The sequence below is a fragment of the Acinetobacter sp. KH_038 genome (assembly GCF_057839405.1).
Genome location: NZ_CM174489.1, coordinates 485,188 through 511,817, shown reverse-complemented (window position 1 = coordinate 511,817; position 26,630 = coordinate 485,188). Strand labels below are relative to the sequence as shown.

Below are 26,630 nucleotides of genomic sequence, written 5' to 3'. Positions count from 1 at the left end.
AACCATTGTTCAAACTTACTTTTCTTTCTTACAGGCATTTGAAATTAAATCTCTTTTCAATTTCGCATTGATTCAGCTTACTGCCAAGCATCCTTAATCCACTGCGATGGCAACACATAACGGTACCATTTTCCACCACCACCATTGACTGCATCAGGTGGATTAATTTCACCATGGAATACAATAATTTTGGCACCTTCCGGCTTGACTGGCGGCTTGAAGTAAGCCATTGGAATTTTTTGCAAGCAGTGATATTTATAGCTCTTGCACCAGCTGTCTGGCCAATACGTCTGCTTGCCTTCCTTATCGACATACCAAGACAAATAAGCTTGCTCATTACGGAATTTTTGACGAATTTCATCAAAATTTTCACGGAAATACGGCAATAAACCAGGGAAAGCCCCGAGTTTAAAACGATATACCGAGCTGTTGCCTGTAATGCGCCAAGGACGTTTCCAGTCATGGATAATCAGAAACTCACCCGGGTAAGTAAAAAATTCATCGATGTTATCGACAATCACCACATCCAGGTCTAAAAACAAAGCATTGCCTTTTAAACCATACAAATCAGGCTCAAAAGTAGACAGCTTGTTCCAGCCACGCTCAGGCGCACCTTCAGGTAAGGCCAAAGGTGGAATTGGGAAGCATTTTACATTCGGGTCAATACCGTCAGTACGATCTGTCAGACATACCATTTGAAAATCAACGGTAGTGTGTCGCTTCACCATATTGTAAAGACGATTGACGTATTCAGACCCATATTTTGTGCCCCATTTCATACAGATCACAATATTTTGCTCAGATGACTGTTCACCCTGAGTCTTAAGGTCATTTTGATTTGCGTTCATGCATCCATCATCCACCCATGCAATATCAATATCATACCATTAGATCGTATAACTGAGATTATTGCTTTTCATTTCCGCACAGTTTAACGCAAATCTGCGGTAGAAATATAATCTTCATTGAACTGTCACTAGACTTGAATATTTTTTCAACAGATTAGAAGCAGATAAAATACATACTAAAATGATAAATAATGATGAAAATTACGATTGCAGGCACAGGTTATGTGGGTTTATCCAATGCAATGATTTTTGCCCAGCATCACGATGTGATTGCCTACGATATTCAGGCTGAGAAAATTCAACTGTTGAATCAAAGAATCTCACCTATTCAGGATCCTGAAATTTCTGCATTTTTAAGCCAATCCGAACTGCGTTTTCAGGCTACACATTGCAAAGCTGATGCTTATCAACATGCCGATTATGTGATTATTGCCACACCTACGGATTACGACCCAGAAACCAATTATTTTAATACCCAAAGTGTTGAAGCAGTGATTCAAGATGTACTGGCGATTAATCCGTTGGCCACCATGATTATAAAATCTACTGTTCCTGTGGGTTTCACGCAGCAGATTAAACAAAAATATCGCACCGAGAATCTTATTTTCTCGCCTGAGTTTTTACGCGAAGGCAAAGCCTTATACGATAATCTCTATCCGTCCCGGATTATTGTCGGGGAAAAATCTGCCCGGGCGCAGCAGTTTGCCGAAATGCTGTTACAAGGTGCAATTCGAAAAGATTGTCCGGTATTGCTTACCCACTCGACCGAAGCAGAAGCAATCAAGTTATTCGCCAATACTTTTTTAGCCATGCGTGTGGCCTATTTCAATGAGCTAGATACCTATGCCCAGATTTATCAGCTGGATACCCGGCAAATAATTGAGGGTGTCTGTTCAGATCCAAGAATTGGCAAGTTTTATAATAATCCTTCCTTTGGTTATGGCGGCTATTGCCTGCCCAAAGACACCAAACAGCTGCTTGCCAATTATGTCCAGGTGCCGAGTAACTTAATTAAAGCAGTGGTCGATGCCAATCAGACCCGGCAGGAATTTATCGCAGAATCTATTTTAAAGCGCCGACCCAAAGTGGTGGGTATTTATCGCCTTAGCATGAAAAGTGGCTCAGATAATTTTCGAGTCTCAGCCATTCAAGGAGTCATGCAATATCTGAAAGCCCATGGCATGAAAGTGATTATTTACGAGCCGGGTTTAGAGCAAAAGAAGTTTTTAAACTCCAAGGTAATTCAGAACCTGGCGGAATTTAAACAGCGCGCTGATCTGATTGTCTGTAACCGTAAATGCCATTTGCTCAATGACGTACAAGACAAAATCTATACCCGGGATGTGTTCGGGATTGATGAGTAGAGATAAAAAAAGGACTCCAATGAGTCCTTTTTGATTCAGCAATTGGCTTATTTTACATAAGTTAACCAGTGTGCATATTTAGGGTCTTTCCCCTGAACAGCATCGAAGTATGCCTTCTGGATTTGCGTGGTGATTGGACCACGAACACCTTCACCAATTTGACGGTCGTCATATTCACGGATTGGCGTCACTTCTGCAGCGGTACCGGTAAAGAATGCTTCATCGGCAATGTAGAATTCATCACGGGTAATACGGCGCTCAACCACATCATAACCAAGGTCTTTGGCAATGGTAATGATGGTTTGACGAGTAATACCGTCCAGTGCCCCACCTGCCACATCAGGGGTATGAATCACGCCATCACGTACCAGGAAGACATTTTCGCCTGAACCTTGGCATACATAACCTTGTGGATCAAGCAGCATTGCTTCGTCATAACCAGACTGGGCCACTTCCTGATGTGCAAGGATAGACAGGGTGTAGTTACCTGAGGCTTTGGCTTTACACATGGTCACGTTCGGATGATGATGCGTGAATGAAGAAGTTTTTACACGAATACCCTTCGCCATCGCTTCTTCACCCAGATAAGTGCCCCAGCTCCAGGCAGCAACCACTGCATGAATGGTATTGTCTGTTGCAGCAATTCCCAGTTTCTCAGAACCGATAAAAATGATCGGACGTAAATAGCAAGATGCCAGTTTATTTTCACGTACCACATCAATTTGAGCTTGTTCCAAAGTCGCTTGATCAAATGGAACTTTCATTTGATAAATTTTTGCAGAATTCAACAAACGCTTGGTATGTTCTTTTAGACGGAAAATAGCCGTGCCATTCGGAGTTTCATAAGCTCGGACGCCTTCAAACACACCCATGCTGTAATGCAAAGTATGCGTTAATACGTGAGTTTTCGCCTCACGCCAGTCAACTAGTTGTCCATCTTGCCAAATGAAACCATCACGATCAGCCAAATTCATGCCACAAACTCCAATTTTTCACAATTATTCACTATCCAGTGCAAAGTCTGCACTCGGATCAATTAGTCTTTGCCATAACTTGCAAACGGTCATTCGGGTATCGTGCCAGTCGCTTGCAGACACTTGCATGGATTGATTTGCAAGGGCTAAGCGGTGGCTCTCGGCGCGTTCACGGAGATAAGCTTGAATCAGAGCAGTCGCATCGTCGCTGGATAAGCAACCTGATTTTGCGGCATCCTCAAGAATTCGTACATTGTCGGAGAAATGGGCGAGATCTTTATTCGTCCCACTCCAGGCCAACACCGCATACTGTGCCATAAATTCGATGTCTACGATACCACCTGTATCTTGTTTTAAATGAAAAATTCCATCTTTTTTTTGTGCTTTGGAAGAGCCCAGATGATCCTTCATTTTTTGACGCATTTTCAGTACTTCTGCCCGCACATAATTTTCATCCCGGGGCTGGATCAGAATATCACGGCGCAACACTTCAAACTTTTGTCGCAGGCACATTTCGCCAGCAATCGGACGGGCACGTACCAGCGCTTGATGCTCCCATAACCAGGCACTCTTGAACTGGTATTGCTCAAAGGCTTTTAGACTGGTCACCAAAAGACCTGCCTCACCAGAAGGACGCAAACGGGTATCCACTTCATAGACACGGCCATCCAGGGTTTGCGTGGTCATCAGAGACATGAATTTCTGTGCCACGCGCATGGCAAATTCAAAGCCGCTAATCGGCTTGAGTCCATCGGTATCGGCCTGTTCACCCATAAAGTGAATAAACACTAAGTCCAGATCCGAGCCATAACCCAGCTCGATGCCCCCCACTTTGCCATAACCAATCACGGCAAAAGCGGTATGTTCGATTGAGCAGCGCTTGCCCTCAGCATCCAGTGGAAAACCGTGCTTTTTCGCGACAATCTGATAGGCCAGATGCAGGGCTGCATTGACCGACACTTCGGCAATATCGGTCAAGGCATCAGAAACTTTCATGAGTGGACTTTCGGCCAGTACATCACTGGCAGCGACGGCCAGGACATTGGATTTTTTAAACAGGCGCAACACCCGCATCTGGTCTTCGACCTGATCAATCTCAATGCGCAAGAGTTGCTGTCGTAGAGAATCTTCCAGATCCTTGCGCTGTGGTAATTCGAAGTCCATTGACAGGAATTCGTCCAGCAGTACCGGATAATGGGTCAGCTCTTCACAAATCCACGGACTGACCGTTGCCATTTTTACCAGACGCTGCAAAGCCCCTTTACTCTCGATCAGCATCACCAAATAGACGGTACGACGCATCACGGATTCCACCAGTGGCATCAGACGCATCAAGGCCATTTGCGGTTGGGCAGATTCCAGAATCGCTTCAATCAGATAAGGCCAGAAAGTTTTTAAACGCTGGATGGCTTTGGCTGGCAGTTTTTTCAGGGTATGACCATGCCAGAACTCATGCACCAGATTCTTGGCATTATCGTCCAGTACTGCATTGAGCTTGTTTTCCAGCTGGACAAAACTTTCGACTTGAGCTTCCGGTTCATTTTCCTTAATCAGATGTTCAAACTGGTAGATCACTTTGGCGCGTTTCTGATCCAGCACAGCCATAAAGTGCGCCCAATCATCAAAGCCCAGCGTCTCAACGATGCGCTGGCGCAAATCCGGCTCGGTAGGCAGGCACTGGGTTTGCTGGTCGTGCAGGGCCTGAATCGCATGCTCTACCCGACGCAGGAACAGATAAGCATCTTCCAGATCCTGTACCGCCTGTTCATCTAATAGTTCAGCATCGTCCAGATGATTGAGATTGACCAGACACTGGCGATCCTGCAATTCAAGCTTGGCCCCACCATAAATCAGCTGAAACACCTGCACAATAAACTCGACTTCGCGAATCCCACCAGCACCGAGTTTAATATCATCCTCAATATTACGGCGTTGTACTTCACGCTCGATCATGGTTTTCATTTCACGCATGGCTTCAAAAGCGCTGTAATCGACGTATTTACGGAACACAAATGGACGGGTCATGTCCAGCAGGTCATCGCCTTCCGGACTCGGATTGACAATACGTGCCTTGATCCAGGCATAGCGTTCCCATTCACGTCCATGCTGGCTTAAGTATTTTTCTAAAGCGGCATGGCTGATCGCCAGTGCCGAACCATCACCCCAAGGCCGCAAGCGCATATCGACCCGGAACACAAAACCATCGGCAGTAATCTGATCCAGCAAATGAATCAGTTTTTGTCCCCACAGGATACAGAACTGTTGTACGTCAATGCATTTTCGCCCATCTGTTTCACCTTGCTCACCGAAGGCAAAAATCAGGTCAATATCACTGGAAAGATTCAGTTCTTGTGCACCCAATTTCCCCATGGCAATCACAATAAGTTCCTGGACTTTACCGTTATAGCCAATCGGCTGGCCATACTTGGCAGCAATCGGAATACGGGCAAAATCTTTCGCGGCACAAATCGTGGCATCGGCAAAATCGGAGAGTTCCCGGGTCAGGGTGATGACATCGGTGAGTTGATTGGCATCCTGCCAGATCCAGCGGAACATGAGGCGCGCCCGCAGAATACGCATTGCGCGCATCCAGGCAGCTTCATCTGTGATATTCAGGATGCAGTGCTGCACCAGCTGATCAATATAGTCGCGACTCAGCGAACCCTGAAACTGGTCAATTGCATAATCCTGTTCCAGAAGACTCTGGTGATTGGCCAACACCTGTTCGGCATATTGGCTTGCTCTTAAGGTTTTCTGCAATTGTGCTGCATTCATCACTCAACTCTTCCCCTGAAACGTTCTGCCTAGTTATAGCAGGAGTTTTGTTTCAGGGGGAAGGTTTAGTTTGAAATTTATCTATTAAGATTTTTCCGCCTGCAGATCTTCCAGCACCAGCGCCTGATGATCATTGGTGACCATCGGCAAATGCACGGTAAAGGTCGTGCCTCGACCTTCTTTAGAATCTACCCCAATTTGACCATGGTTCAAGTCAATAAAGCGCTTGCACAGCACCAGACCGAGACCGGCACCTTTTTCTTCCGCCGTACCGCGCACACTAACCTTTAAAGTCGGCTTGAACAGATTCTGCATCTGCTCTTCGGTCATGCCCAGACCCGTATCCTGAATGGTAATCTTGACCTGCTCACCGTCCATCTCTGCATCCAGAATCACCTTGCCGCCTTGATCGACCGGGGTGAATTTTAGCGCATTGGATACCAGGTTCTGCAACACTGAAGTAATCATGTTGATATCCGCATGGACTTTAATGTCCTCAGGAATATTGTCGATTAATTCAATCTTCTTGTTTAAAGCCAGACTATGTAAGACGCTACAGACAATCTTGCTAGACTGCTTGAGCTCATAATTAATCGGATGATAAACAAAACGCCCACCTTCAGCCATGGCCCAGGTCAGCAGGCTTTCCAGCAGGTTATAGGTGGATTGCGCATTATCATACAAATAATCCGCGATACTCTGAATACTGGATTCATCTAGGGTATCACGTTCCTGTGCCAGCACTTCGGAAAAGCCCAGCAGGCCATGAAATGGTGCACGCAGATCATGGGCAATAATCTGGAAAAATTTGGTAGTACTGAAGTTTTGCGCACATTGCTGTTCGTACAATTCTTTCAGTTCAGTATGCTCTTCATTGAGCTTGATGCGAACAACAAGACTTTCAGCAAATTGCTTCACAGTCAAAATATCATCCTGATCAAACATTTCGGTCTGATCATCAAAGAAAACTACCTGTCCCAAGGACTGCCCATCACTGGCTTTCAAATTAAAGGCGACCAGTCTCTGATGCGCTACACCAAGACTTTTCACGTGATTTGACAGTTCTGTATAAAGCGGATGAGTCTGATCTACCACATCTGCCTGTTGCAGGTAGCCAGGCAGCTCAATCTCCTGGGGTGCATGCAAGGCCCGAAAACCTTGCGGACAGCTGTACCAGATATAGGGTTCCGTATGGAATCCAATAATGCTGGTTTTAACAGCCAGAACTTTACGGGCGACCTTACAGAAGGTGTCTAATAAGTTGTTGGAGGTATAGACACCTAAAATGAGAGATATACGGCACGAGCTTAACAGCTCCGTATTCTGACCGACCTCTAGCAGTTTTAGTTCCATGTCTGCCTCTCTAAATATTTATGGAATATAGAAAACACTGCCGACCAAATTTATACAATCAATAACAAAGATTCTATAGTTACTCGACGATGAAAACTCACCTATAGCTTAAAAGATTTGTTAACCTGTTTTGATCCAGATCTACGTCTAACTGCAATATACTGATATTTAATTAATTAAGAATAACTTGAAAATTTATAACTCAAAAAATTCTATATAAGTATTTGAAATTAATCTATCTCGCCGAACATCAGCATATTTACTTGAAGTTACTTTAACACAGTATTGCCCAAAAAATACTCAAAATTGACTTTTCCACTGTTTGAATAAAAGTTAACGGGTTTTCAAACATATAAATTTAAATCTTGGTAAAAAAATAAAAAATTAAAGGCTTCATCTATCTAATAAAACTCAGAATTAACGCTTAATTTTTAAAAATATCTAAACAATTATCTTTTTTCTGTTCTTTAACTTTGTCGGTATTGTGCAGAAAAAGAGCATAATACCCGGCTGAGAATTGTAAAAAATTTACATGTATTAACAAATTAATGGCCGTTTTTTTGTGACTTTTTATCACTTGCATTACATCAATACTGGAAAAGTTGCTTTTTTAACAAGCATGCATGCCCCCACAGTCATTTTTTAGTATTCCTACCTGAACTTAAAATTCAAGAATAAAAAAAAAAGCAGCCACAATGACCGCTTTTTTCAGGATGAGACGATTAATTGTCTGAAATCAGAGCCACTTGCTGCACATAGTTAAACAGCTTTAATTTAGAAGCATTCACTTCTGCTTCTGGTGCCTGATTTTTTAAATCACGATGTACACGCAGATAATGCTGGCGCAAGGTATGACGCTCTGTCGCATTATAGGTTTTGGTAAATTCATTGATGGCCGGATCACCATCTTTAACAATCCGATCCACCCAACGTTGTAATTGGGCTGTCTTTTTAAGACCTTGTTTCGGTGTTAAATAAGACAAAATTACTGTTTCATTTTCATTGCGCAGTAATTTGCCAATCCGTGAAAACTGGCGACGACGGGCTTCATGTGAGCTAATTTCCTGTACATCTAGCAATGCTTCAATCAAACGCTCTTCAACAGGCAAATTCTTGATTTGTTTGGCACTCAGCTCAGCAAGCTGTGCACCCAAAGCAGCCATACGCTGGACTGCTTTTTTCTGTTCGGTTTTACTTGCGCGTCCCTCTAAAGAATCAAAATCTTCTTCAGTTAAACTGTTCGGTCGACGTGCCACGATTAATCTGCCTCATAAAATTTTGCTGCAAATAGTGCCTGAATTTCGGATAAGGCTTTGTCCTCATCCGCTCCTTCAATCACCAAGCGTAAAGTTGTTCCTTTGCCCGCACCGAGCATCAGCAAGGACATGATATTTTTTGCATCTACCAGCTTATCCGCTTTGCCAATCTGGATACTGGAGCGAAATTTGGTAGTCACTTCTATAAGTTTACCAGATGCGCGTGCATGTAAACCCAGTTTATTAATTACGTCAACAGTGGTATCAATCATGACCAGTGCTTCATTTCTCGATGGAGGACTTGAATAGACCATTTTGCCTCAAGGGCTTTTTTTAGTCTATCCACAATATAAACAGAACGATGCTGACCACCGGTACAGCCAATCGACACAGTCATATAATGGCGATGTCCTTCGGAAAAGGTGGGCAGCCACTTGTCCAGGAAATGATAAATATCATTAAACATATCCTCGACCTGATCACTTTTTTGCAAAAATTCCTGCACCGGTTGATCGAGTCCTGAAAACTTGCGCAATTCCAGCTCCCAATGCGGATTGGGTAAATGCCGCACGTCAAAGACATAATCGGCATCCAGCGGAATTCCATGCTTATAACCAAAAGACTGTAAAATCAGGATCAGGTTATCGGTCTGTCCCAACTTGGTCAATAAGGTATGTTTCAGGTCGTGCACACTTTTATCGGTGGTATCAATGTGTACGGTAGAACGCAGCTGAATGGGCATCAGCAGGATTTTTTCTTCCTGGATGCACTCGTTCAGGCTTTTAAAACGCGAAGCCAGCGGATGTGGTCGACGCGAGGCACTAAAGCGGGCGATCAGTCCCTGATCCTGCGTGGTCAGATAAATAATATCAACCGAGCCATGCTGTTGCAGCTGTTCAAAGACATGATCAAATTCCTGCAAATCGGCACGGGTACTGCGTACATCCACTCCCAGCGCCAATTGCTCCAGATTGTTTTCACTGTCGAGTTTCGCCACAATTTCTGGAAGTAAGGCCAAAGGCAAATTATCAATACAGTAATAACCTAGATCTTCAAGCACCTGCAATGCAGATGATTTACCCGAACCGGATTGTCCCGTCACAATTAATATGCGCTTCATGCATACCCATCCTTTGATTCTATCCGCCGGTGTATTTGACCTGCAGGTTATCGATCAGGCGTGTATTACCTATCTTTGCAGCTACAAATAACACAACATCTTGATTAAACGTATGAATTTTTTGTAATTCTGGAGTTCGGGCTTCAACATAATCTATAACGAAGCCAGCATTGCTTAAAGTCTGGCGAATTTCTGCCAATACCAGATCCAGCTCTATGCCTGCCTGTAACTGCTGTTCAGCCTTTTTTAAGCTTTGATAAATCACAGGTGCTGTTTCACGATGCTCTTTGCTCAGGTAACCGTTTCGGGAACTTAAGGCCAGACCGTCTTCTGCACGTGCAATTGGCACACCAATCACTTCTAGCGGAATATTCAGGTCTTGGACGAACTGACGAATCACCGCCAACTGCTGATAATCTTTTTGCCCAAAGAATGCATAGTTTGGCTGAACAATGTTAAACAATTTAGTCACCACCACCGCAACCCCATCAAAATGGCCCGGACGCTGTAAACCGCACAGATCATTGGTGATCTCAGAGACACTAATATTGGTCAGACGTGGTTTTTTGCCATACATTTGCTCCACCGTCGGTGCGAAGACGATATCACAACCCACCTCTGCCAGAAGCTGCTGATCCTGCTCAAGCGTACGCGGATAGTTGTCAAAGTCTTCGTTGGGCCCAAACTGGATCGGATTGACAAAGATACTGACCACCACCACATCACACAATTTACGTGCTTCGCGCACCAGATTTAAATGTCCCTGATGCAGATTGCCCATGGTCGGTACAAAACCAATGATCTTGCGGTTGGCACGTGCCGGATTAAGTGAGGCCGCAAGTCCCTGAATGGTGGTTTCTGTTTTCATCTTATAGTTCAACCTGAAAAGTTTGTTCTGGTGCCGGGAACGAGCCATCGAGGACTGCAGCATGGTAGGCCTTAAAGGCATCTAAAATGGCAGTAGCACCGGATTGTTCCTGCATAAAATTACGGACAAATTTTGCGGTATGGCCAAAGGTCAAGCCAAGCATATCCTGTACCACCAGTACCTGACCATCAGTGGCCGCCCCTGCGCCAATACCAATCACCGGAATCTGTGGGAACAGTTCAGTAATTTCCTGGCCCAGTTGTGCCGGTACGCATTCCAAAAGCAACAGCGCAGCGCCTGCCTCAACCACAGCTTTACAATCTGCAATCAGCTGATCCGCTGCCTCACGGGTACGGGCTTGCAGTTTATAACCGCCAAAGACATGTACCGACTGCGGGGTTAAACCCAGATGTACACACACCGGAATACCATTGCGAGTCAGCACCTGCACGGTTTCTGCCAGCCAAGCACCCCCTTCCATTTTCACCATTTGCGCGCCGGCCTGCATTACAGTTTTTGAACTTTGCAAGGCATCATTCAGGGTGGCATAGCTCATAAATGGCAAGTCAGTCATGATAAAGGCATGCTGGTTACCACGGCGTACCGCAGCAGTATGATAGGCCATATCTGCGACAGTCACGGGCAAAGTCGAATCACGGCCCTGAATTGACATTCCCAAGGAATCGCCAATCAGAATACTGTCTACTTCGGCAATTTCCATTGCTTTGGCCATACTGGCATCATAGCAAGTCAGGCATGAAAATTTGCGTCCCTCTGCTTTGAAGCGTCTTAAATCACTCAGACTGACCATCAAGATGTTCCTCTATGATTGAAGTTCTCACGAACATACCAATAACTTAAACCTAAATATTTGCCCAGTTGCCATCATCGAGTACCTTAAGCTTCGATTGTTTGACGATGTCCAGATCTTTTAGGGAAGTTGCTTTAATTTGCATTTCAGGCTCAATATCCAGAAGCGGGATCAAGACAAAATCACGCTCTAATACGCCAACATGCGGTACCGTCAGACGTTGATTCTGAATCTGCTCTTCACCGTAAATCAGCAAGTCCAGATCCAGCGTACGTTCACCCCAATGACGCAAACGCACCCGACCGGCTTCCTGCTCGAAGGCTTGCAAACGATCAAGTAATTCCAGCGGTGCCAGCGTGGTACACAACTGAACCACAGCATTCAGGTAATTCGGCTGATCCTGTGGTCCCATCGGTGGACTTTGGTACAAATCTGAAGTTTTCACCTGACCCAATGTGGCAAGCTTCTGCACGGCTTGTGCCAGAATCTGGCGTGAATCGCCCAGGTTACTGCCCAGGCCAATATACGTCACGATCATTGCGTTGGCCCAAACACCACTTGAGTTAAATCACGTTTCACCCGCTTACGTTTCATAATCGGATGGTCAGCACCAATTTCACCACTGGCACTGGCTGCCACATGCGACAGGGTTTTGGCCTTGTCTTCAAACTTGGCTTTGCGTGGACGGCGACTGCGTGGTTCAGGTTCATTTACCAACGGTTCGATCTCGGTGAGATCCTGCTGTTGGGTCAGTTTCTGTTCCAGATGCTCTTCTTGGCTGGCCTTGCGACGGCTCTTGGCACGTTGACGATTGTACTGGCTAATCGCCCGTTCTTTCTCGTCACCGCTCATTTGCTGGTAGGCATCCCACCAGCTGCCCATGCCTTGCGCAGTCGCATCACCTGATTTTTCACGCAACAGTAAAAAGTCAAAGCCGGCACGGAAACGCGCATGGCTGGATAAGGCTTCAATCTGCTGCGGTTTTGGATTCAGCAATCGGGTTTGCATTTCCCAGACTTCACGAATAAAAGTCTCGGCAAAGCGTGGAATAATGGTACGCGTGGCCTGACGTTTTAATACATCCAGACCTGCCTGAGCACGCGCTTCTGCTGCCACCACACCTTTATTCAGATAAAACTCACAACGTTCCAGGAATGGCTGCCACAACAGTACCGCATAGAAAAACGCGGGGTTGATGGTCTTGCCAATCGAAATACGCTGATCGGTATTTTTCGCAGCACGCTCCATAAACGGCGTGATCTCAGGTTTGATATCGGCAAAGAGCTGAGGCCAGATGCCGAAATCGATCAGCATGGGCAGCACACGATTCAGATGTCCCATGGTGAATAATTTCTGCGACTCATCATAGAGTCGGTGCGGAGAAACATCACGCAGTAACTGGGTCATTTCCGGAGTAAAGATATCCAGAATTGCTTCATCAATATTGAAATTCAATTTGGCAGCAAAACGCAAGGTACGCAACATCCGCACCGGATCTTCTTCAAATCTTAAGGCCGGATCGCCCAGCAGGCGTAAAGTCTTGCTATGAATATCGTCTACGGCATTGCAGAAATCCAGCACAATCGCTTTACGTGGCTGGTAATACATCGCATTGATCGAGAAATCGCGACGGGCAAAATCCTGTTCGATACTACCCCAGTTATTATCACGCAGAATCATCCCCGCTGCCGAGGTGACTGCTTTTTTAGGTGGCGCACGGAAGGTCGCGACTTCAACCAGTTCCCGCCCTGAATAGACATGCGCCAGTTCGAAACGCCGTCCGATAATTCGACAACGTCGTCCGAAAACTTCCTTGACCTGAGCCGGAGTGGCATTGGTGACTGCATCGAAATCTTTAGGATTCAAACCTAACATAAGATCCCGAACACCACCACCCACGATATAAGCTTCATAGCCTGCCTTGTTTAAGGCATCAATCACATCGAGAATATAAGAAGGTAATTGAGCGGTTGATAAACCACATTTTGACGCGCGCAAAGTTTGCAAAAGACGCTGTCTCCTACGTCTGAACGTAAAATTCTAAGATGACGCTAATCATATCGCTTACACGGCTAAAGGGCAATTTGATTATGTCAATCCTGCACTTCGGATTGATCAAGGATGTAGAGTTAATTCGCGCTATTTACAAAGCCAGTCTGGCTTTATTTTTGGCAAATAATGCTGGTCCAATGCCCTTGACCAGCTGAATGTCTTCAATGCTTTTGAATTTACCGTTCTTCTGCCGGTACTCGACAATGGCTTGGGCTTTCTTTAGCCCCACGCCATGCAACTGTTGCAATTGCTCAATATTTGCACTATTCAGGCTGATTTTATCGCCTGCAGCTTGCACCGAAAGTCCCGGTTTTGCCAGATAGTGGTCTGTTGTGGCCACTGCCATTTGCTGTTTGAGCCGCGCATCATGTTGCTGCTGTCTGGTCTTCCATTGCATATAATCGGTCGCGGTTGCATGTGCCGTCCCGATTGACACAAAACCCAGCCAAAAGCTGAGCAGAAAAAACTTAATCCACGTCGGACCTGTTTGATATTGATGTGTATTCATGCGCCGCTCTTTGTTTTAATTCTAATTTAGCCTGTTCCCAGAGCTGATCCAACTCAGCCAATGACAGGCTTTCGATATTCAGCTGTAATTTTTCTGCCTGATGTTCCATCAAGGCAAAGCGAGTCCGAAATTTATGGATCGTGCCCAATAATGCTATTTCGCTCGAGACCCCAAGTTTACGGCCAACATTGACCAGAGAAAATAAGCAGTCGCCAAATTCATCCTGTATTTCATCGGAATTTTGTCCGGCAACCGCTTGTTTAAGCTCGGCCAGTTCTTCTTCTAATTTGCCATAGGCCCCTGCGACATCAGCAAAATCAAAACCAATTTTCGCGACATTTTTCTGAATCGCTTCGGCTTGTCGCAGAGCAGGTGCATGCTTGACCTCATCTAAACGTGAGCGCGGCTGGCCTTGTTTTTCTTTTTGCTTGATATCTTGCCAGAGCTGAGAGACATCTTCCGGGCTTAATTTTGCAACCTGTTCCGCCTGAAACACATGTGGATGTCGGCGGATGAGCTTGTCACTAATGGCCTGCACCACATCCTGAAAATTAAAAGCACCCTGCTCGCTGTACATTTGCGCCTGAAACACCACCTGTAACAGCAGATCGCCCAGTTCATCGCGCACATCTTCCACTTTAGCAGAGCGTACCGCAGCTTCTACTTCATAGGCTTCTTCAATCGCATATTGGGTCAGAGATTCGGGAGTCTGCTGCTGATCCCATGGGCATTTTTCACGTAATTCACGCATGATACTAAGCAATTGTTCCACGTTTAAAACCTCTTCTTTACTAAATAGTCGCGTCAATCTGCCTGTTTCTTGCTATGCTCAAGAAAAAAAGACAATAAGGAGATCAAGCACATGCACAGTATATTGATTAGTGGGGCAGCACAAGGAATTGGCGCTGCAACCGCCGCCCTATTCTACCAGCAGGGTTATAAAGTCGGTATTTATGATATCAATGTGGTACAGGCCGAACAGCTGGCCCAGCAACTGGGCGAACATGCCAAAGCCGGCTTTCTGGATGTGGCAGACTATGCATCCTGGGAAACAGCCTTGGCTGAATTTTCGGTCTGGGCCGGTGAAATCAATATTCTGGTCAATAATGCCGGGGTTTTATATTCTGGTCCTTTTGAAAATACTGCAATTACAGCGCATCACCGCACTCTGGATATTAATGTTAAAGGAGTCATGAACGGTTGCCATGCCGCTTTACCTTATTTGAAGCAAGCCTCTTTTGCTCGCATTATCAATCTATCTTCAGCTTCAGCGATTTATGGACAGGCCGATTTAAGCAGTTATTCCAGCAGCAAATTTGCCGTGCGCGGTCTGACTGAAAGCCTGGATATTGAATGGCAAAGCTATGGAATTCGGGTCGTTGATGTCATGCCACTTTTTGTAAGTACGGCGATGGTCAAAGACATGCAGGCAGAAAGTATCAAAAAAATGGGCGTACATCTGAATGCCGAGGATGTGGCACAGGATATTTTTAAATTGGCGCAAATGAAAGATTCAATCTGGCAAGCCACGCATCATCCGGTGGGGTTAAAAAGTAAGTTTTTATTTCATTTATCGCGTATGAGTCCACAGTTTGTAAACCGCATCAGCAATCTCCTGATTGCCAGAAAATAAAACCTCTTTCAATCAATTCTGGTTTTAGACAGATTGCTGGATCTGAATTACTGGAAATCTAAAACCCTTACAAGAATGCTCACTTTGCCAGGCTACGGTGAGCATACAGCCAGCCAAATTATAATTTTGATAGGCATAAACGCCGATTTCTGGATGCTCGCAGCGTCCGCCATTCTGATCAGGATGGATTCGGGTATTCAACTCCTTCAGGCTGATCCGGATGCCCAATCCTGAGGCCTTCAACACGGCTTCTTTGGTGGTCCAGACCTTAAACCAGTATTCAGGATCATAGTCCAGTTCCTGCCACTGTTTGAGCTCTTCAGGGTGAAAGGCATGTTGGGCCAAAGCCTCAAAGCGTACCTTGCGTCCCAGTTCCTCAATATCCACCCCTAAGTTCTGAACCTGGTGACTGGTTGCGAGTGCGTAGAAATTTTGACTATGGCTATGGTTAAAACTGAAACCGGGATAGTTGAATAGATAGGGTTTGCCAAATGCACTGCGCACAACATCCTGATCAAGAATAGCGACTTGCAAATGACGGGATAAAAGCCGATTTCTTAAGGCTGCTATCGCCAGCTTACGCGCTGCAAGCTGTGCCTTTCGATCCGGAATTTGGCTCCTTTGACTCGAGTCAGACAGTTGATGCAGATCAATTTGAATAAGTGACGTCACAATGGCCTTTCAATCTATATTTGCTTTCAATCTATTCTAAAAGAGTTCATCCACAGTTGACCATGAGAACTGCACAGTATTTGCCAGTAAAACATAAAAAAGCCTGCATCAGCAGGCTTTTGATCGAAAACTTAAAATGCGCTATTAACGCTTAAACTTCTTCTCGGCTTTCTTGAACTTTTGTACATAACGACGTTTACGCGCTGCAATACGCTCATCCATGACCGTCTTACGCCCTTCAAATGGGTTTTCAGAGGTTTTGAACTCGATTTTAATTGGCGTACCTTCCAGTTTGTACACTTTACGGAATACATTTTCCAGATAACGACGGTAATCTGCAGGGGTTTTATCCACCTTGTTACCATGGATCACGATGGTTGGTGGATTCTGTCCGCCCATATGCGCATAACGCATTTTAATACGACGACCCTGAACCATCGGCGGCTGATGGGCATCTGTGGCATCATTTAGAATCTGGGTGATTTTTGCCGGAGATACTTTCAAACGAGATGAGTCATAGGCACGGTGAATTGATGGATAAAGCTCACCCACACCCGTTCCATGCAATGCAGAAATCAAATGCACTTTTGCCCATGGAATGAAATCGAAGCGACGCTCTACATCGAGCTTACATTGCTTGCGATCATATTCAGTCATGTTATCCCATTTGTTGACCGCAATTACCATGGCACGGCCTGCTTCAAGCGCATAGCCAATCAGGTGCAAGTCCTGCTCAACAATACCATCACGGGCATCGACCACAACCACGATCACGTTGGCATCTTTCATCGCCTGCAAGGTTTTAACAATCGAGAATTTCTCGATCATTTCATCAACTTTACCTTTACGACGCACCCCTGCAGTATCAATCAGGGTGTACTGACGGCCATCACGTTCGAATGGAATATAAATCGAGTCACGGGTTGTACCCGGCTGGTCAAATGCCACTACACGATCTTCACCGAGCAAGCGGTTTACCAGCGTGGATTTACCCACGTTTGGACGACCAATAATTGCTAAACGCAGACCAGTATTTTTGTCATGCTCTTCTGGATTTTCATCTTCAGGTACGTCAGCAAGCACGTCTTCCAGCATTTGCTGAACACCACGACCATGGCTGGCAGCAACTTGTAATGGCTCGCCCATACCCAGTTTGTAGAATTCGACCAAGGCAGCTTCAGCATGTACGCCATCCACTTTATTGGCAGCCAGGAATACTTTTTTGCCTAGAGTACGCAGTTCACGCGCAATCTGTTCATCGGAAGCCAACAGTCCGGCACGTGCATCGACCACAAAAATGATGATATCGGCTTCGTGGATGGCAGTCTTGGATTGCTCTGCCATGTACGAGTCAATTCCACCTTCATTTTCACCAATACCGCCAGTATCGACCACAATGAAGGATTTATTTTGATAGGTCGCATCGCCATATTTACGGTCGCGTGTCAGACCTGCAAAGTCTGCCACCAATGCGTCACGGCTCTTGGTAATCTGGTTGAACAGCGTTGATTTTCCGACGTTCGGACGACCAATGAGCGCAATTACGGGTTTCATAGAGTAACCTTTATTCAATATCAGGCGTCAAAGTGGCCTGAACATCAGAAAGTATAGGAAGATGTAAAGGGGAAATACCCTAAATAAAAACACGGGGCATTGATTTTTCAATCACCCCGCGTTCACAAAAATACGGTTGCGGCTAGTTTAGCATAAGGCTCGTTAAAATTAACGGTTCTGCCAAATGCTTAATGCGCCCTTGCGTGTAGATACATAAAGCTGGTTGTCGATCACGCGTAAGTTACGCACCTCACCCGAGGTTTTCGAACGACCAGTAATCTGTCCCGTACGCGGGTCAATTAGGTGTAATACCCCATCCAGATCACCGACCACCAAATCTGTGCCCAAGATGACCGGATTACTGAGCTGACGATTCAACAGCTGGTCATTTTCCCAAAGAAGTTGACCCGAGGTGATCTCAAAAGCTTTGATTTTACCATCAGTTTGCGCAACGAATACGCCATTGCCAATTACTTCCGGACGCTGGATACTGCTGGCATCTTCACTCCAGATCACTTGCTGTGAAGCCAGGTCCAGTACAGTCACCTGCCCCTGATAACTGGTAGTCACAACGAACTGGCCTGCAACGACCGGCTCACCGTCAATATCGACCAGACGCTGAATATCAGAACGGCCGTCAGATACAGCAACACGGCGCTGTAATTTTGGCACACCACTTAAGGCATCCAGTGCATAGATATAGGCATTGGAAGAGGCAATTAACACATTACGCGCATCCAATGGTACAGGCGCCGCCATACCACGCAGGCTGAATTGTACATTAGGCAGGTTATAAGTCCAAACCTGGGTTCCGCTGGCAACTTCATGCGCATATACCGTACCGTCATTGCTTACACTGATCACACGGCCAGCATGAATCAATGAAGGCGCCAGTAAAGCACCGGTCAATTGCGCAGTCCATCGCTGTTCACCAGTCTGCTGGTCCAGTGCAAACAGTTGACCTTTCTGGTTACCGACAACAACCAGACCATCAGCCGCTTCAACACCAGAACTTAGGTTATCTTTGCTGACTTTTTTCTGCCAGAGACGCTGTTTACCCTTAAAGGCAGACACTTCACCTTTAGGGTCAATCGCAAAAACCACGCCATTGTCTGCATCCAGACGGAGACGTAATGGATCTGCAGCTTCTGTCGCAGCCACACTGGTGGAAAATACAGGAACCAGTGTTTTGGCTTGAGTCAGTTTTGGAAGTGGGTTCGGTTTTACTTCTGGAACTTTATTTGTTTTACCTGCACAGCCAGCCAGTGCAAGCGTTAAAACAGTCAAGGCACAGGTAATTTTGTATTTTCTATTCATGCAGCTTCTTCCGCTTGTGTTTCTATAATTGGGCGTTCGATTTCCGGATCATCGACCAATACGCCTACGCTTTCGAGCTTAATTTGTAAAATCTGACGTTCTTCTTTACGTTCAATCAAGGCATCCCATGCACTTTGATATACTTTTTTGGCATTTTCAATATCATTTTTGGCAACATAGATATCACCACGCGCTTCATCGGCAGTGGCTTTAAATGCAGGTTCAGTGACTGCTTCTAAAGTTTTCAATGCCGCATCATATTTTTTCTGTGCCAGTTGCGCATAAGCCAGACGAAGTTTAACCACCTGAACCAGACCTTTATCATCCAGTTTCGAGTTTTCAACTTTCTGTAATGCTTTCTCGGCCGCAGCATAATCTTCTTTGTCATAGGCCAGTTTTGCCATGACCAGCTGAGTCTGAATCGCCTGAGCTGAATCTGGCGCTTCCTTGACAATTTTGTCCGCAGTCTCAGACAGCTTGGCAAAGGCATCGCCCTGTGTCGCCTGTGCATCATCCATCAACTGCTGAACCTTGGCAGTGTGCATTTGCGACTCTGCCAGGTTTTTCTTCTGCCAATATTCCCATCCGAAAAAGGCAATCAGCGCAATTAAAATCCCGGTAATGATTGAAGAACCATACTTCTTGGTAAAGGATTTTAAGCTTTCAAACTGTTCATCACCCACTGCGCTCATGAGACTACCCTTTTGCTAATGTTTTATCGATTATTTTGAAGAAATTTTAGTATTGAAAAATGCAACGAAGTCCGTAAATGGTACATTCGATTGCTCTGCGGTGGCCAGCTCTTTTACCGTGAAAGACTGAGCTTGCAGTTCACGCTCACCCAGAATCGCAGCAAATAAAGCACCGGCCTGATCGGCCTTCTTCATTTGCGACTTCATTGAACCCTGAGAGCCGACTTTCAAGCGCACCTGACTACCCGCCGCTTCCAGCTGATCACGGATCTGCTCGGCAATGACCAGTGCCTGACCTTGAGAAGCCGGTTCAGCCACCAGAAAAACATCACAATCACGCGCAGGCGTATTGTCTTCAACCTGTTCAAGTAATAGCAATAAGCGCTCGATGCCCATAGCAAAACCAACTGCCGGCACAGACTGATCAGGCTTGCCTTTCAACTGTCCCACCAGACCATCATAACGGCCGCCGGCACAAACTGTTCCCTGTGACCCCAAATGCGTTGTGGTCCACTCAAAGACAGTTTTGTTGTAATAATCCAGACCGCGTACCAGTTTCTGGTTGATGACAAAGCTCACCCCTGCATCGGTCAGATACTGTTGTAACTGAGCAAAATGCGCCAGAGTTTCTTCACCCATAAAGTCATGCAGTTTTGGTGCATTTGCTAAAATGCTTTGAGTCTTGGCATCTTTAGAATCCAGAATTCGTAGCGGATTGGTGGTTAAACGGCGCTGAGAATCTTCGTCTAGATCGGCTTTATGTGATTCCAGGAATTCAACCAAGGCTGCACGATAGGCTGCACGTTCATCAGACTCGCCCAAAGTATTCAGCTCCAACTGAACCTTGTCTGCCACGCCCATACGTTTCCACAGACGTGCTGTCATCAGAATCAGTTCGGCATCCATATCTGGCGTCGCCACACCAAAGGTTTCCACACCAAACTGGTGGAATTGACGATAACGGCCTTTTTGCGGCTTTTCATAACGGAACATCGGCCCGACATACCATACGCGAGGTGTCGCACCACGCAGCAGGTTATGCTCCAGCATGGCACGTACACAGCCTGCGGTGCCTTCAGGACGTAGCGTCAAAGACTCCGGCGGATTACCTTTATCCAGAAAGGTATACATTTCTTTTTCAACGATATCGGTAGCATCACCGATCGAACGTTTGAACAAATTGGTCTGTTCAACGATAGGTAAACGAATCTGTTGATAGCCATAAGCATCCATCAAACCCGACAGATGCTGTTCAAGACGTCTCCAAGCGGGGGTTTGCGTTGGGAGAATGTCATTAAAACCTTTGATTGCGACGATTGAACTCATGATCTACTCAGAAAAACTTGTACGAATAATTTCTTTAGATTTAGCTTCTTCAAGCTCGGTAACACGTTGACGAACCATATTTTCGATTTCATCAACCAGTTGATTGGTATCAATTAGATGGCTCTTTTCACCATTACGATACACCAGTGAACGTGGCGCTGCACCTACCACACCAATATCGGCCTCTTTGGCCTCGCCCGGCCCATTCACTTTACAGCCAATCACCGAGACATCCATCGGGGTACGGATATCTTCCAGACGCTCTTCCAGTTGTTGCATCACTGAAATCACGTTAAATTCCTGACGTGAACAGCTCGGGCAGGCAATGAAGTTAATGCCGTTGGAACGCAGGCTCAGCGATTTCAAAATATCAAAACCGATTTTAATTTCTTCTTCAGGCTCTGCTGCCAATGAAATACGCATGGTGTCACCAATGCCTTCCATGAGCAGACCACCCAAGGCAATCGCAGATTTGACTGAACCGGTGCGGTAAATACCGGCTTCCGTTACGCCCAAATGTAATGGATTATCAATTTGCTGAGACAGCAAACGATACGCATCCATAGTTAGAAACACATTGGAGGCTTTGACGGAAATCTTAAATTCCTGAAAATCCAGACGGTCTAAAATGTCGATGTGGCGCATCGCAGATTCAAGCAGCGCCTGACCCGTTGGTTCGCCATATTTCTTTTGAATATCTTTTTCCAGTGAACCGGCATTGACCCCGATTCGCATCGAAATATCGTGATGTTTAGCCGCTGCCACCACTTCACGAATCTTGGCTTCTGAACCGATATTGCCCGGATTAATCCGCAAACAGTCCGCACCGAAATCCGCCACTGCCAAAGCAATTTTATAATCGAAGTGAATATCAGCCACTAATGGCACATTGACCTGCTTACGAATTTCACCAAATGCTGCTGCCGCTTCCATGGTTGGTACTGAAACCCGCATGATATCTGCACCAGCATCGACACAGCGCTGGATCTGGGCAACCGTGGCTGCCACATCACAGGTTTCAGTATTGGTCATGGACTGGATACTGATTGGTGCATCACCACCCACATAAACTGAACCGACACGAATTTTACGTGTTGGACGACGTTTAATTGGATTTACGATCATGGTTTTGCTCTACTCTTGATCTGTTAAGGTGACAAACGGAATTCTGCTTTTCCGTTTACGGTATAAGGTGACAATGAGATATTTTCATTATTCAAGCTCAGCGATACAGCTGTCGCATCATCCAGACGAATCTGGAATGGCGCTTCACCATTGAGTTGCAAGCTGGATGCCTGACGGCCCGTTGCCAGGACATTACCTGCTGAATCGACAATATGCACAGAGGTCGGACGATTAAAATCAAGCTTCAACTGATCGCCAGACAGTGCAGCGCCCGTATCCAGATTCAGGATCTCGACATTGGAAGCGCCCACTCCGGAGACTTCACTGCTATTTTGCGAATTACTGCTCGACCAGTTCTGAACCATGGCAAATAGTGCGCCTAAAATCAGCAACAATACCAGCGTAATAAAAATGCGCTTCAACCACTTACGATTACGGTCACGTTTGGAACCCGGTAATTTTCCCATAATTTTAATCGGGGAATTATTCAGGGCATGATTCGGCAACAAGCCCGTATCATTGGTATAAATTTCATCAAAACGCTGGATAATACTCGAAGCATCCACGCCCAAAAATTTGGCATAGGTGCGGTAATAACCTTTGATAAAGGTCGCTTCAGGCAGAGACTTGTATTCATCCTGCTCCAGTGCAGTCAGGGTCTTGACCGGAATATTCAGCTCTTTGGCAACCTCTTCCAGATCACGTTGCTGATTGATACGAATCTGGCGCAAGTACTCGCCCGGACGTTGAATATTTCCTAACGCATTTGGAGCTACGCTCGAATGATTCGAAGGTGAATTAGGATTTACTTCCATACGGCCTCAGTACTGTACTGTAATTGCAAATAACGTTGGTATTCCTGGCTTTCAGGGAACAATGCACGTAACTGGTTAACCAATACCTGCATGCCTAACTGATCACCACTGGCACGCGCAGTGCGAATGCCAATCCAGAGCGCACGGGCACCCTGGTTTTTCTGTCCCACACCGCGCGCAAACTGCTGATACAGTTGGGTCGCCGCCGGGAACTGCTGGTTCAAATAAAAAATTTCTGACAACTCTAACATTGATATATATGAATCGCGATTCGCCTGAAGCGCCTGTTTGAACGATTTTTCAGCATTCGCTACATCGCCCAGTTTCAGGTAAATACGCCCCATATTTTCCAGTGCACGAAAGCGCTGATCATAACCCAAGGTTGCACCGGCAATTTTAAACTGCTCGATCGCATCATTATAGCGCTCAAGCTGATATAAATAGGTGCCATAGTTGTTACGTGCCTGTGCATTTTTCGGATCTGCCGAAATCGCACGCTTGAAATAAGCATCTGCTTTCTCAAGATTGAGTGCACTACCTTCCTGCTGCAGCAGCACACCCATCATCATATTCGCTTGCGAGTCACGCGGAGTCGTTTCAAGTGCCTGATCCAGCGCACGTTTGGCTGCATCCAGATCACCTGTTCTTAAATATTCTGCTGCCAATTGGGTACGGACTTTAGTGGCTTTTTCAGGATCTTTCTGACCCAGATCCGGCGTTTGACACGCGACCAACCCCAAAGATACACATACTGTTGAAATCAAAGCAAACTTAGATGTTAGATTTCTCAACTGGCGACCTCTTATTATCCTTGTGAACGCATAATCTCATTTGACTGCGCAATTTTCTTTTTCCACTGTTCCGCACGACGGGTACGGTCAGCCACTTGACCTACAAGCTGTCCACACGCCGCATCAATGTCATCACCGCGTGTCTGACGAATCGTACACACAAAACCGGCATCAGACAAAGTTTTTTGGAAAGAAATAATGCGGTTACGGCTTGAACGACCATAAGGCGCATGCGGGAAAGGATTGAATGGAATCAGATTAATCTTGCTTGGCAAGTTTTTCAGCAGCTTAATCATTTGCTGTGCATGTTCCGGATGATCATTGACGCCATCCAGCATCACATACTCAATCGTGACATGTTTACGTGAACTTTCATTACCATCTTTGGCAATATAGCGCTGACAAGCTGCAATTAGTTGTTCTAGCGGATATTTTTTGTTGATTGGTACCAGTTCATTACGTAGCTCATCGTTTGGCGCATGCAGTGAAATCGCTAGGGCCACATCAATATCTTTGACCATTTGATCAATCTTGGGTACTACACCCGATGTCGACAAAGTCACACGGCGCTTTGACATCCCATAGGCAAAGTCATCCAGCATGATACGCATTGAATTGAGTACGGCATCGTAGTTGAGGAGTGGTTCGCCCATGCCCATCATCACCACGTTTGTGACTGAACGTTCACGATCTGCCACCGGCACATCTTCCATATAGGAATAGTTTGCCATCCACAACTGACCAATGATTTCGGCCTGAGTCAAATCACGCTGGAAACCCTGTTTACCGGTTGAACAGAAGGAACAATCGAGTGCACAACCGACTTGTGAAGAAATACACAAGGTACGACGTAGACCACTGCGATGCTCAGCAGGAATCAGTACGGTTTCGACCAGTGAACCATCACCATCGCCCACACGAAATACCCATTTACGGGTACCATCTTTAGAATAGTTTTTATGCACCACTTCAGGCGCTTTAATTTCACAAATCTTTTCCAGTTTTTCACGCAATTTGCCTGAAATATTGGTCATTTCGGCAAAATCAGTCACAAAGAACTGGTGAATCCATTTCATTACCTGCCCGGCACGAAACTTCTTCTCACCCATATCCTCAAAGAATTTCTCCATTTGCGGACGAGACATGCCGAGTAGGTTCACTTTTTCCACAGCATTCTGCTGTGCCGGAGTGGACGGAGATGGTTGCTGCGCAGCGGAAACTGCAGAGACAGCGACGACTTCAGTACTCATGTGTATTACCTAAACTATGTCTAAAGATGAAAGGAGAAGCTCAATATGTGAGCAAAGACTTATTCAGAGAATAAAAAAACCAGATAAGTATAATAACACTTATCTGGCTTGAATACTGCGAATTAACGAGTACGTGGAGCAATCTCAGTTTGCGCGAAGAAGTAGTTAACTTCACGGTCAGCTGATGCTACAGAGTCAGAACCGTGAGCAGCGTTTTCGTCGATGCTTACAGCGAAATCTGCACGGATTGTACCAGGAGCAGCTTCTTTAGGGTTTGTCGCGCCAAGGATGTCACGGTGAGCAAGAACAGCGTTTTCGCCTTCAAGAACTGAAACAACAACTGGACCAGAAGTCATGAATGCAACCAGGTCAGCAAAGAAACCACGTTCTTTGTGCTCAGCGTAGAAGCCTTCAGCTTCAGCTTGAGTCAAATGTTTCATTTTAGTTGCAACAATTTGCAGACCAGCTTTCTCGAAACGAGCAAAGATGTCGCCGATGTGGTTTTTAGCAACTGCGTCTGGTTTAACGATAGATAAAGTACGTTCGATAGCCATGATAGGCTCCTTAAGTCAATTGTTGACATGAAAATTTGGCGCATTATACCGAGATAATGCGCATTTTTCTGCTTTTACACTGTAAAAATATGCTTTTTTCAATTGGGCACTTAACGTGCTTCATCAATCCATGCCATTTGAATCGCTTCAAGCAGACCTTCAGTCGATTTACTTGGGTCATCTTCAAATTCAGGCAAGGCACATACCCAGGCATGTAAATCAGTAAACCGAATCCACTGCGGGTCCACATCGGGATGCGTTTCGTAGAGTTCAATCGCGATATCAAGAGTATCTGTCCAACGTAAACCCATAACTATTCCTAAGGCTATTTGCTTCGATGCAGTACTTTAGCAAATTTATAAAAATCTGCGAACTTTTGCCCCGGCTTTCACTGATTTTTACAATACAATATCGAAATAAGGAGCACTGACAACAATTGCAACCGCCATCATGCCACCAATGATTGCGCCAACCGCCACATCGCTTGGATAATGCAAGCCTAAAATCATGCGCGACAATGCCACCAGCAGGGTAAATGGCAGCATCAACAGCAGTAATTGTGGCACCACATAACCTAAAACAGCCGTTGCCATCACTGCATGCAGGGTATGCCCCGAAGGAAAACTAAAATGATCGAGCGGCCGCTCGCCCAGTCGAATCACCTGATGCACCTGATAAGGTCGTGGACGTACGGTTTTTATTTTGAGAACTTTATAAATCAGCGTACCCAGTGTACTACCCAGAATAATATAGAGCATCTGCAGCCCATACTCCAAGCCACGAATTCCCCATGCAGCAAAACACATCACATACCAAAAGACACCGTCACCCAAACGACTAATGATTTTAAAAAAAGTAGCAATTCGATCCGAATGGGAGATATGATTGAAGTAGACACAGCCTTTTAAATCGATTTCTAAAAATTTGAGTTTGGCATTGTGGATTTTCATCGTGTTGCTCCGGCTCTTGTTT

At 45.6% G+C, this 26,630-nt stretch carries 27 protein-coding genes; 2 read left to right on the top strand and 25 right to left on the bottom strand.

The window, feature by feature from the left end:
- Window positions 1–77: 77 nt before the first annotated feature.
- Window positions 78–848: a glycosyltransferase family protein gene (locus AC3IT7_RS02335; RefSeq protein ID WP_475653976.1), complete on the bottom strand. Its 771-nt coding sequence runs from the start codon at window positions 846–848 to the stop codon at window positions 78–80.
- A gap of 194 nt (window positions 849–1,042) precedes the next feature.
- On the opposite strand from AC3IT7_RS02335, the gene AC3IT7_RS02330 reads away from it, so the two are divergent.
- Window positions 1,043–2,212, top strand: a complete 1,170-nt coding sequence (locus tag AC3IT7_RS02330; protein ID WP_489249257.1) for a nucleotide sugar dehydrogenase — start codon at window positions 1,043–1,045, stop codon at window positions 2,210–2,212.
- A 47-nt stretch (window positions 2,213–2,259) separates the two neighbouring features.
- On the opposite strand, the gene AC3IT7_RS02325 is transcribed toward AC3IT7_RS02330, so the two are convergent.
- The 12 genes from AC3IT7_RS02325 to mazG all read right to left on the bottom strand — a co-directional run bounded on the left by AC3IT7_RS02325 (window position 2,260) and on the right by mazG (window position 14,701).
- Entirely contained in the window at window positions 2,260–3,186 is a 927-nt protein-coding gene (locus AC3IT7_RS02325) for a branched-chain amino acid transaminase (protein ID WP_475653977.1), read from the bottom strand.
- A 24-nt stretch (window positions 3,187–3,210) separates the two neighbouring features.
- Window positions 3,211–5,961: a bifunctional [glutamate--ammonia ligase]-adenylyl-L-tyrosine phosphorylase/[glutamate--ammonia-ligase] adenylyltransferase gene (glnE, locus tag AC3IT7_RS02320; protein WP_475653978.1), complete on the bottom strand. Its 2,751-nt coding sequence runs from the start codon at window positions 5,959–5,961 to the stop codon at window positions 3,211–3,213.
- Window positions 5,962–6,045: 84 nt separating this feature from the next.
- A complete protein-coding gene (locus tag AC3IT7_RS02315) occupies window positions 6,046–7,314 on the bottom strand; it encodes a sensor histidine kinase (protein WP_489249256.1) in 1,269 nt (422 codons plus the stop codon).
- 722 nt (window positions 7,315–8,036) lie between these two features.
- Window positions 8,037–8,570, bottom strand: coding sequence for a ribosome biogenesis factor YjgA (gene yjgA / locus AC3IT7_RS02310; RefSeq protein WP_475653980.1), 534 nt, complete (start codon window positions 8,568–8,570; stop codon window positions 8,037–8,039).
- 2 nt (window positions 8,571–8,572) lie between these two features.
- Complete coding sequence (locus AC3IT7_RS02305; RefSeq protein ID WP_034438008.1) at window positions 8,573–8,842, bottom strand: HPr family phosphocarrier protein; 270 nt, start codon at window positions 8,840–8,842, stop codon at window positions 8,573–8,575.
- Window positions 8,839–9,690, bottom strand: coding sequence for an RNase adapter RapZ (gene rapZ / locus AC3IT7_RS02300; protein WP_475653981.1), 852 nt, complete (start codon window positions 9,688–9,690; stop codon window positions 8,839–8,841). Before rapZ ends, AC3IT7_RS02305 begins: the two co-directional genes overlap by 4 nt.
- A gap of 19 nt (window positions 9,691–9,709) precedes the next feature.
- Window positions 9,710–10,558, bottom strand: a complete 849-nt coding sequence (gene panC, locus AC3IT7_RS02295) for a pantoate--beta-alanine ligase (RefSeq protein WP_489249255.1) — start codon at window positions 10,556–10,558, stop codon at window positions 9,710–9,712.
- 1 nt (window position 10,559) lies between these two features.
- Window positions 10,560–11,369: a 3-methyl-2-oxobutanoate hydroxymethyltransferase gene (gene panB, locus AC3IT7_RS02290; RefSeq protein ID WP_253101008.1), complete on the bottom strand. Its 810-nt coding sequence runs from the start codon at window positions 11,367–11,369 to the stop codon at window positions 10,560–10,562.
- A gap of 52 nt (window positions 11,370–11,421) precedes the next feature.
- Window positions 11,422–11,907 (bottom strand): 2-amino-4-hydroxy-6-hydroxymethyldihydropteridine diphosphokinase, encoded by a 486-nt coding sequence (folK, locus tag AC3IT7_RS02285; RefSeq protein WP_489249254.1) that lies wholly within the window; start codon window positions 11,905–11,907, stop codon window positions 11,422–11,424.
- A complete protein-coding gene (pcnB, locus tag AC3IT7_RS02280) occupies window positions 11,904–13,376 on the bottom strand; it encodes a polynucleotide adenylyltransferase PcnB (RefSeq protein WP_489249253.1) in 1,473 nt (490 codons plus the stop codon). The genes folK and pcnB overlap by 4 nt, the downstream gene beginning before the upstream one ends.
- Before the next feature lie 136 nt (window positions 13,377–13,512).
- Window positions 13,513–13,929, bottom strand: a complete 417-nt coding sequence (locus AC3IT7_RS02275; protein WP_489249252.1) for a ComEA family DNA-binding protein — start codon at window positions 13,927–13,929, stop codon at window positions 13,513–13,515.
- Entirely contained in the window at window positions 13,889–14,701 is an 813-nt protein-coding gene (mazG, locus tag AC3IT7_RS02270; RefSeq protein WP_489249251.1) for a nucleoside triphosphate pyrophosphohydrolase, read from the bottom strand. The genes AC3IT7_RS02275 and mazG overlap by 41 nt, the downstream gene beginning before the upstream one ends.
- Before the next feature lie 90 nt (window positions 14,702–14,791).
- Between mazG and AC3IT7_RS02265 the strand changes: the two genes are divergently transcribed.
- Complete coding sequence (locus AC3IT7_RS02265) at window positions 14,792–15,562, top strand: SDR family oxidoreductase (RefSeq protein WP_489249250.1); 771 nt, start codon at window positions 14,792–14,794, stop codon at window positions 15,560–15,562.
- Between the two features lie 24 nt (window positions 15,563–15,586).
- Here AC3IT7_RS02265 and AC3IT7_RS02260 read toward each other — a convergent pair whose 3' ends face one another.
- The 12 genes from AC3IT7_RS02260 to AC3IT7_RS02205 all read right to left on the bottom strand — a co-directional run bounded on the left by AC3IT7_RS02260 (window position 15,587) and on the right by AC3IT7_RS02205 (window position 26,608).
- Window positions 15,587–16,234 (bottom strand): 4'-phosphopantetheinyl transferase family protein, encoded by a 648-nt coding sequence (locus AC3IT7_RS02260; RefSeq protein ID WP_489249249.1) that lies wholly within the window; start codon window positions 16,232–16,234, stop codon window positions 15,587–15,589.
- 144 nt (window positions 16,235–16,378) lie between these two features.
- Window positions 16,379–17,788, bottom strand: coding sequence for a ribosome biogenesis GTPase Der (der, locus tag AC3IT7_RS02255; RefSeq protein ID WP_475653984.1), 1,410 nt, complete (start codon window positions 17,786–17,788; stop codon window positions 16,379–16,381).
- 168 nt (window positions 17,789–17,956) lie between these two features.
- On the bottom strand, window positions 17,957–19,105 hold the full coding sequence (bamB, locus tag AC3IT7_RS02250; protein ID WP_489249248.1) for an outer membrane protein assembly factor BamB: 1,149 nt from the start codon (window positions 19,103–19,105) through the stop codon (window positions 17,957–17,959).
- Window positions 19,102–19,797 carry a YfgM family protein gene (locus AC3IT7_RS02245; protein ID WP_475653986.1) on the bottom strand — a complete coding sequence of 232 codons (696 nt, stop codon included), beginning with the start codon at window positions 19,795–19,797 and terminating at the stop codon, window positions 19,102–19,104. The genes bamB and AC3IT7_RS02245 overlap by 4 nt, the downstream gene beginning before the upstream one ends.
- A 30-nt stretch (window positions 19,798–19,827) precedes the next feature.
- Entirely contained in the window at window positions 19,828–21,123 is a 1,296-nt protein-coding gene (hisS, locus tag AC3IT7_RS02240) for a histidine--tRNA ligase (protein ID WP_489249247.1), read from the bottom strand.
- Window positions 21,124–21,126: 3 nt separating this feature from the next.
- Window positions 21,127–22,248 carry a flavodoxin-dependent (E)-4-hydroxy-3-methylbut-2-enyl-diphosphate synthase gene (gene ispG / locus AC3IT7_RS02235; RefSeq protein WP_475653988.1) on the bottom strand — a complete coding sequence of 374 codons (1,122 nt, stop codon included), beginning with the start codon at window positions 22,246–22,248 and terminating at the stop codon, window positions 21,127–21,129.
- Window positions 22,249–22,271: 23 nt separating this feature from the next.
- Entirely contained in the window at window positions 22,272–23,063 is a 792-nt protein-coding gene (locus tag AC3IT7_RS02230; protein ID WP_475653989.1) for a helix-turn-helix domain-containing protein, read from the bottom strand.
- Window positions 23,054–23,854: a type IV pilus biogenesis/stability protein PilW gene (gene pilW / locus AC3IT7_RS02225; protein WP_475653990.1), complete on the bottom strand. Its 801-nt coding sequence runs from the start codon at window positions 23,852–23,854 to the stop codon at window positions 23,054–23,056. Before pilW ends, AC3IT7_RS02230 begins: the two co-directional genes overlap by 10 nt.
- Window positions 23,855–23,868: 14 nt before the next feature.
- Window positions 23,869–25,104 carry a dual-specificity RNA methyltransferase RlmN gene (rlmN, locus tag AC3IT7_RS02220; RefSeq protein WP_489249246.1) on the bottom strand — a complete coding sequence of 412 codons (1,236 nt, stop codon included), beginning with the start codon at window positions 25,102–25,104 and terminating at the stop codon, window positions 23,869–23,871.
- Window positions 25,105–25,226: 122 nt separating this feature from the next.
- Complete coding sequence (gene ndk, locus AC3IT7_RS02215) at window positions 25,227–25,658, bottom strand: nucleoside-diphosphate kinase (protein ID WP_004647460.1); 432 nt, start codon at window positions 25,656–25,658, stop codon at window positions 25,227–25,229.
- Between the two features lie 110 nt (window positions 25,659–25,768).
- Window positions 25,769–25,969: a Fe-S cluster assembly protein IscX gene (iscX, locus tag AC3IT7_RS02210; protein ID WP_005095666.1), complete on the bottom strand. Its 201-nt coding sequence runs from the start codon at window positions 25,967–25,969 to the stop codon at window positions 25,769–25,771.
- Window positions 25,970–26,056: 87 nt separating this feature from the next.
- Window positions 26,057–26,608, bottom strand: coding sequence for a phosphatase PAP2 family protein (locus AC3IT7_RS02205; protein ID WP_489249245.1), 552 nt, complete (start codon window positions 26,606–26,608; stop codon window positions 26,057–26,059).
- Between the last annotated feature and the right edge of the window lie 22 nt (window positions 26,609–26,630).

What these genes read in the sequence shown, in the direction of transcription:
- AC3IT7_RS02205 (WP_489249245.1), bottom strand. Translation starts at nt 26,608, where the DNA reads ATGAAAATCCACAATGCCAAACTCAAATTTTTAGAAATCGATTTAAAA.
- AC3IT7_RS02325 (WP_475653977.1), bottom strand. Translation starts at nt 3,186, where the DNA reads ATGAATTTGGCTGATCGTGATGGTTTCATTTGGCAAGATGGACAACTA.
- AC3IT7_RS02315 (WP_489249256.1), bottom strand. Translation starts at nt 7,314, where the DNA reads ATGGAACTAAAACTGCTAGAGGTCGGTCAGAATACGGAGCTGTTAAGC.
- bamB (WP_489249248.1), bottom strand. Translation starts at nt 19,105, where the DNA reads ATGAATAGAAAATACAAAATTACCTGTGCCTTGACTGTTTTAACGCTT.
- iscX (WP_005095666.1), bottom strand. Translation starts at nt 25,969, where the DNA reads ATGGGTTTACGTTGGACAGATACTCTTGATATCGCGATTGAACTCTAC.
- panB (WP_253101008.1), bottom strand. Translation starts at nt 11,369, where the DNA reads ATGGTCAGTCTGAGTGATTTAAGACGCTTCAAAGCAGAGGGACGCAAA.
- rlmN (WP_489249246.1), bottom strand. Translation starts at nt 25,104, where the DNA reads ATGAGTACTGAAGTCGTCGCTGTCTCTGCAGTTTCCGCTGCGCAGCAA.
- ndk (WP_004647460.1), bottom strand. Translation starts at nt 25,658, where the DNA reads ATGGCTATCGAACGTACTTTATCTATCGTTAAACCAGACGCAGTTGCT.
- rapZ (WP_475653981.1), bottom strand. Translation starts at nt 9,690, where the DNA reads ATGAAGCGCATATTAATTGTGACGGGACAATCCGGTTCGGGTAAATCA.
- AC3IT7_RS02275 (WP_489249252.1), bottom strand. Translation starts at nt 13,929, where the DNA reads ATGAATACACATCAATATCAAACAGGTCCGACGTGGATTAAGTTTTTT.
- AC3IT7_RS02265 (WP_489249250.1), top strand. Translation starts at nt 14,792, where the DNA reads ATGCACAGTATATTGATTAGTGGGGCAGCACAAGGAATTGGCGCTGCA.
- der (WP_475653984.1), bottom strand. Translation starts at nt 17,788, where the DNA reads ATGAAACCCGTAATTGCGCTCATTGGTCGTCCGAACGTCGGAAAATCA.
- AC3IT7_RS02230 (WP_475653989.1), bottom strand. Translation starts at nt 23,063, where the DNA reads ATGGAAGTAAATCCTAATTCACCTTCGAATCATTCGAGCGTAGCTCCA.
- AC3IT7_RS02305 (WP_034438008.1), bottom strand. Translation starts at nt 8,842, where the DNA reads ATGATTGATACCACTGTTGACGTAATTAATAAACTGGGTTTACATGCA.
- AC3IT7_RS02330 (WP_489249257.1), top strand. Translation starts at nt 1,043, where the DNA reads ATGAAAATTACGATTGCAGGCACAGGTTATGTGGGTTTATCCAATGCA.
- hisS (WP_489249247.1), bottom strand. Translation starts at nt 21,123, where the DNA reads ATGAGTTCAATCGTCGCAATCAAAGGTTTTAATGACATTCTCCCAACG.
- folK (WP_489249254.1), bottom strand. Translation starts at nt 11,907, where the DNA reads ATGATCGTGACGTATATTGGCCTGGGCAGTAACCTGGGCGATTCACGC.
- AC3IT7_RS02245 (WP_475653986.1), bottom strand. Translation starts at nt 19,797, where the DNA reads ATGAGCGCAGTGGGTGATGAACAGTTTGAAAGCTTAAAATCCTTTACC.
- panC (WP_489249255.1), bottom strand. Translation starts at nt 10,558, where the DNA reads ATGAAAACAGAAACCACCATTCAGGGACTTGCGGCCTCACTTAATCCG.
- ispG (WP_475653988.1), bottom strand. Translation starts at nt 22,248, where the DNA reads ATGATCGTAAATCCAATTAAACGTCGTCCAACACGTAAAATTCGTGTC.
- glnE (WP_475653978.1), bottom strand. Translation starts at nt 5,961, where the DNA reads ATGAATGCAGCACAATTGCAGAAAACCTTAAGAGCAAGCCAATATGCC.
- AC3IT7_RS02335 (WP_475653976.1), bottom strand. Translation starts at nt 848, where the DNA reads ATGAACGCAAATCAAAATGACCTTAAGACTCAGGGTGAACAGTCATCT.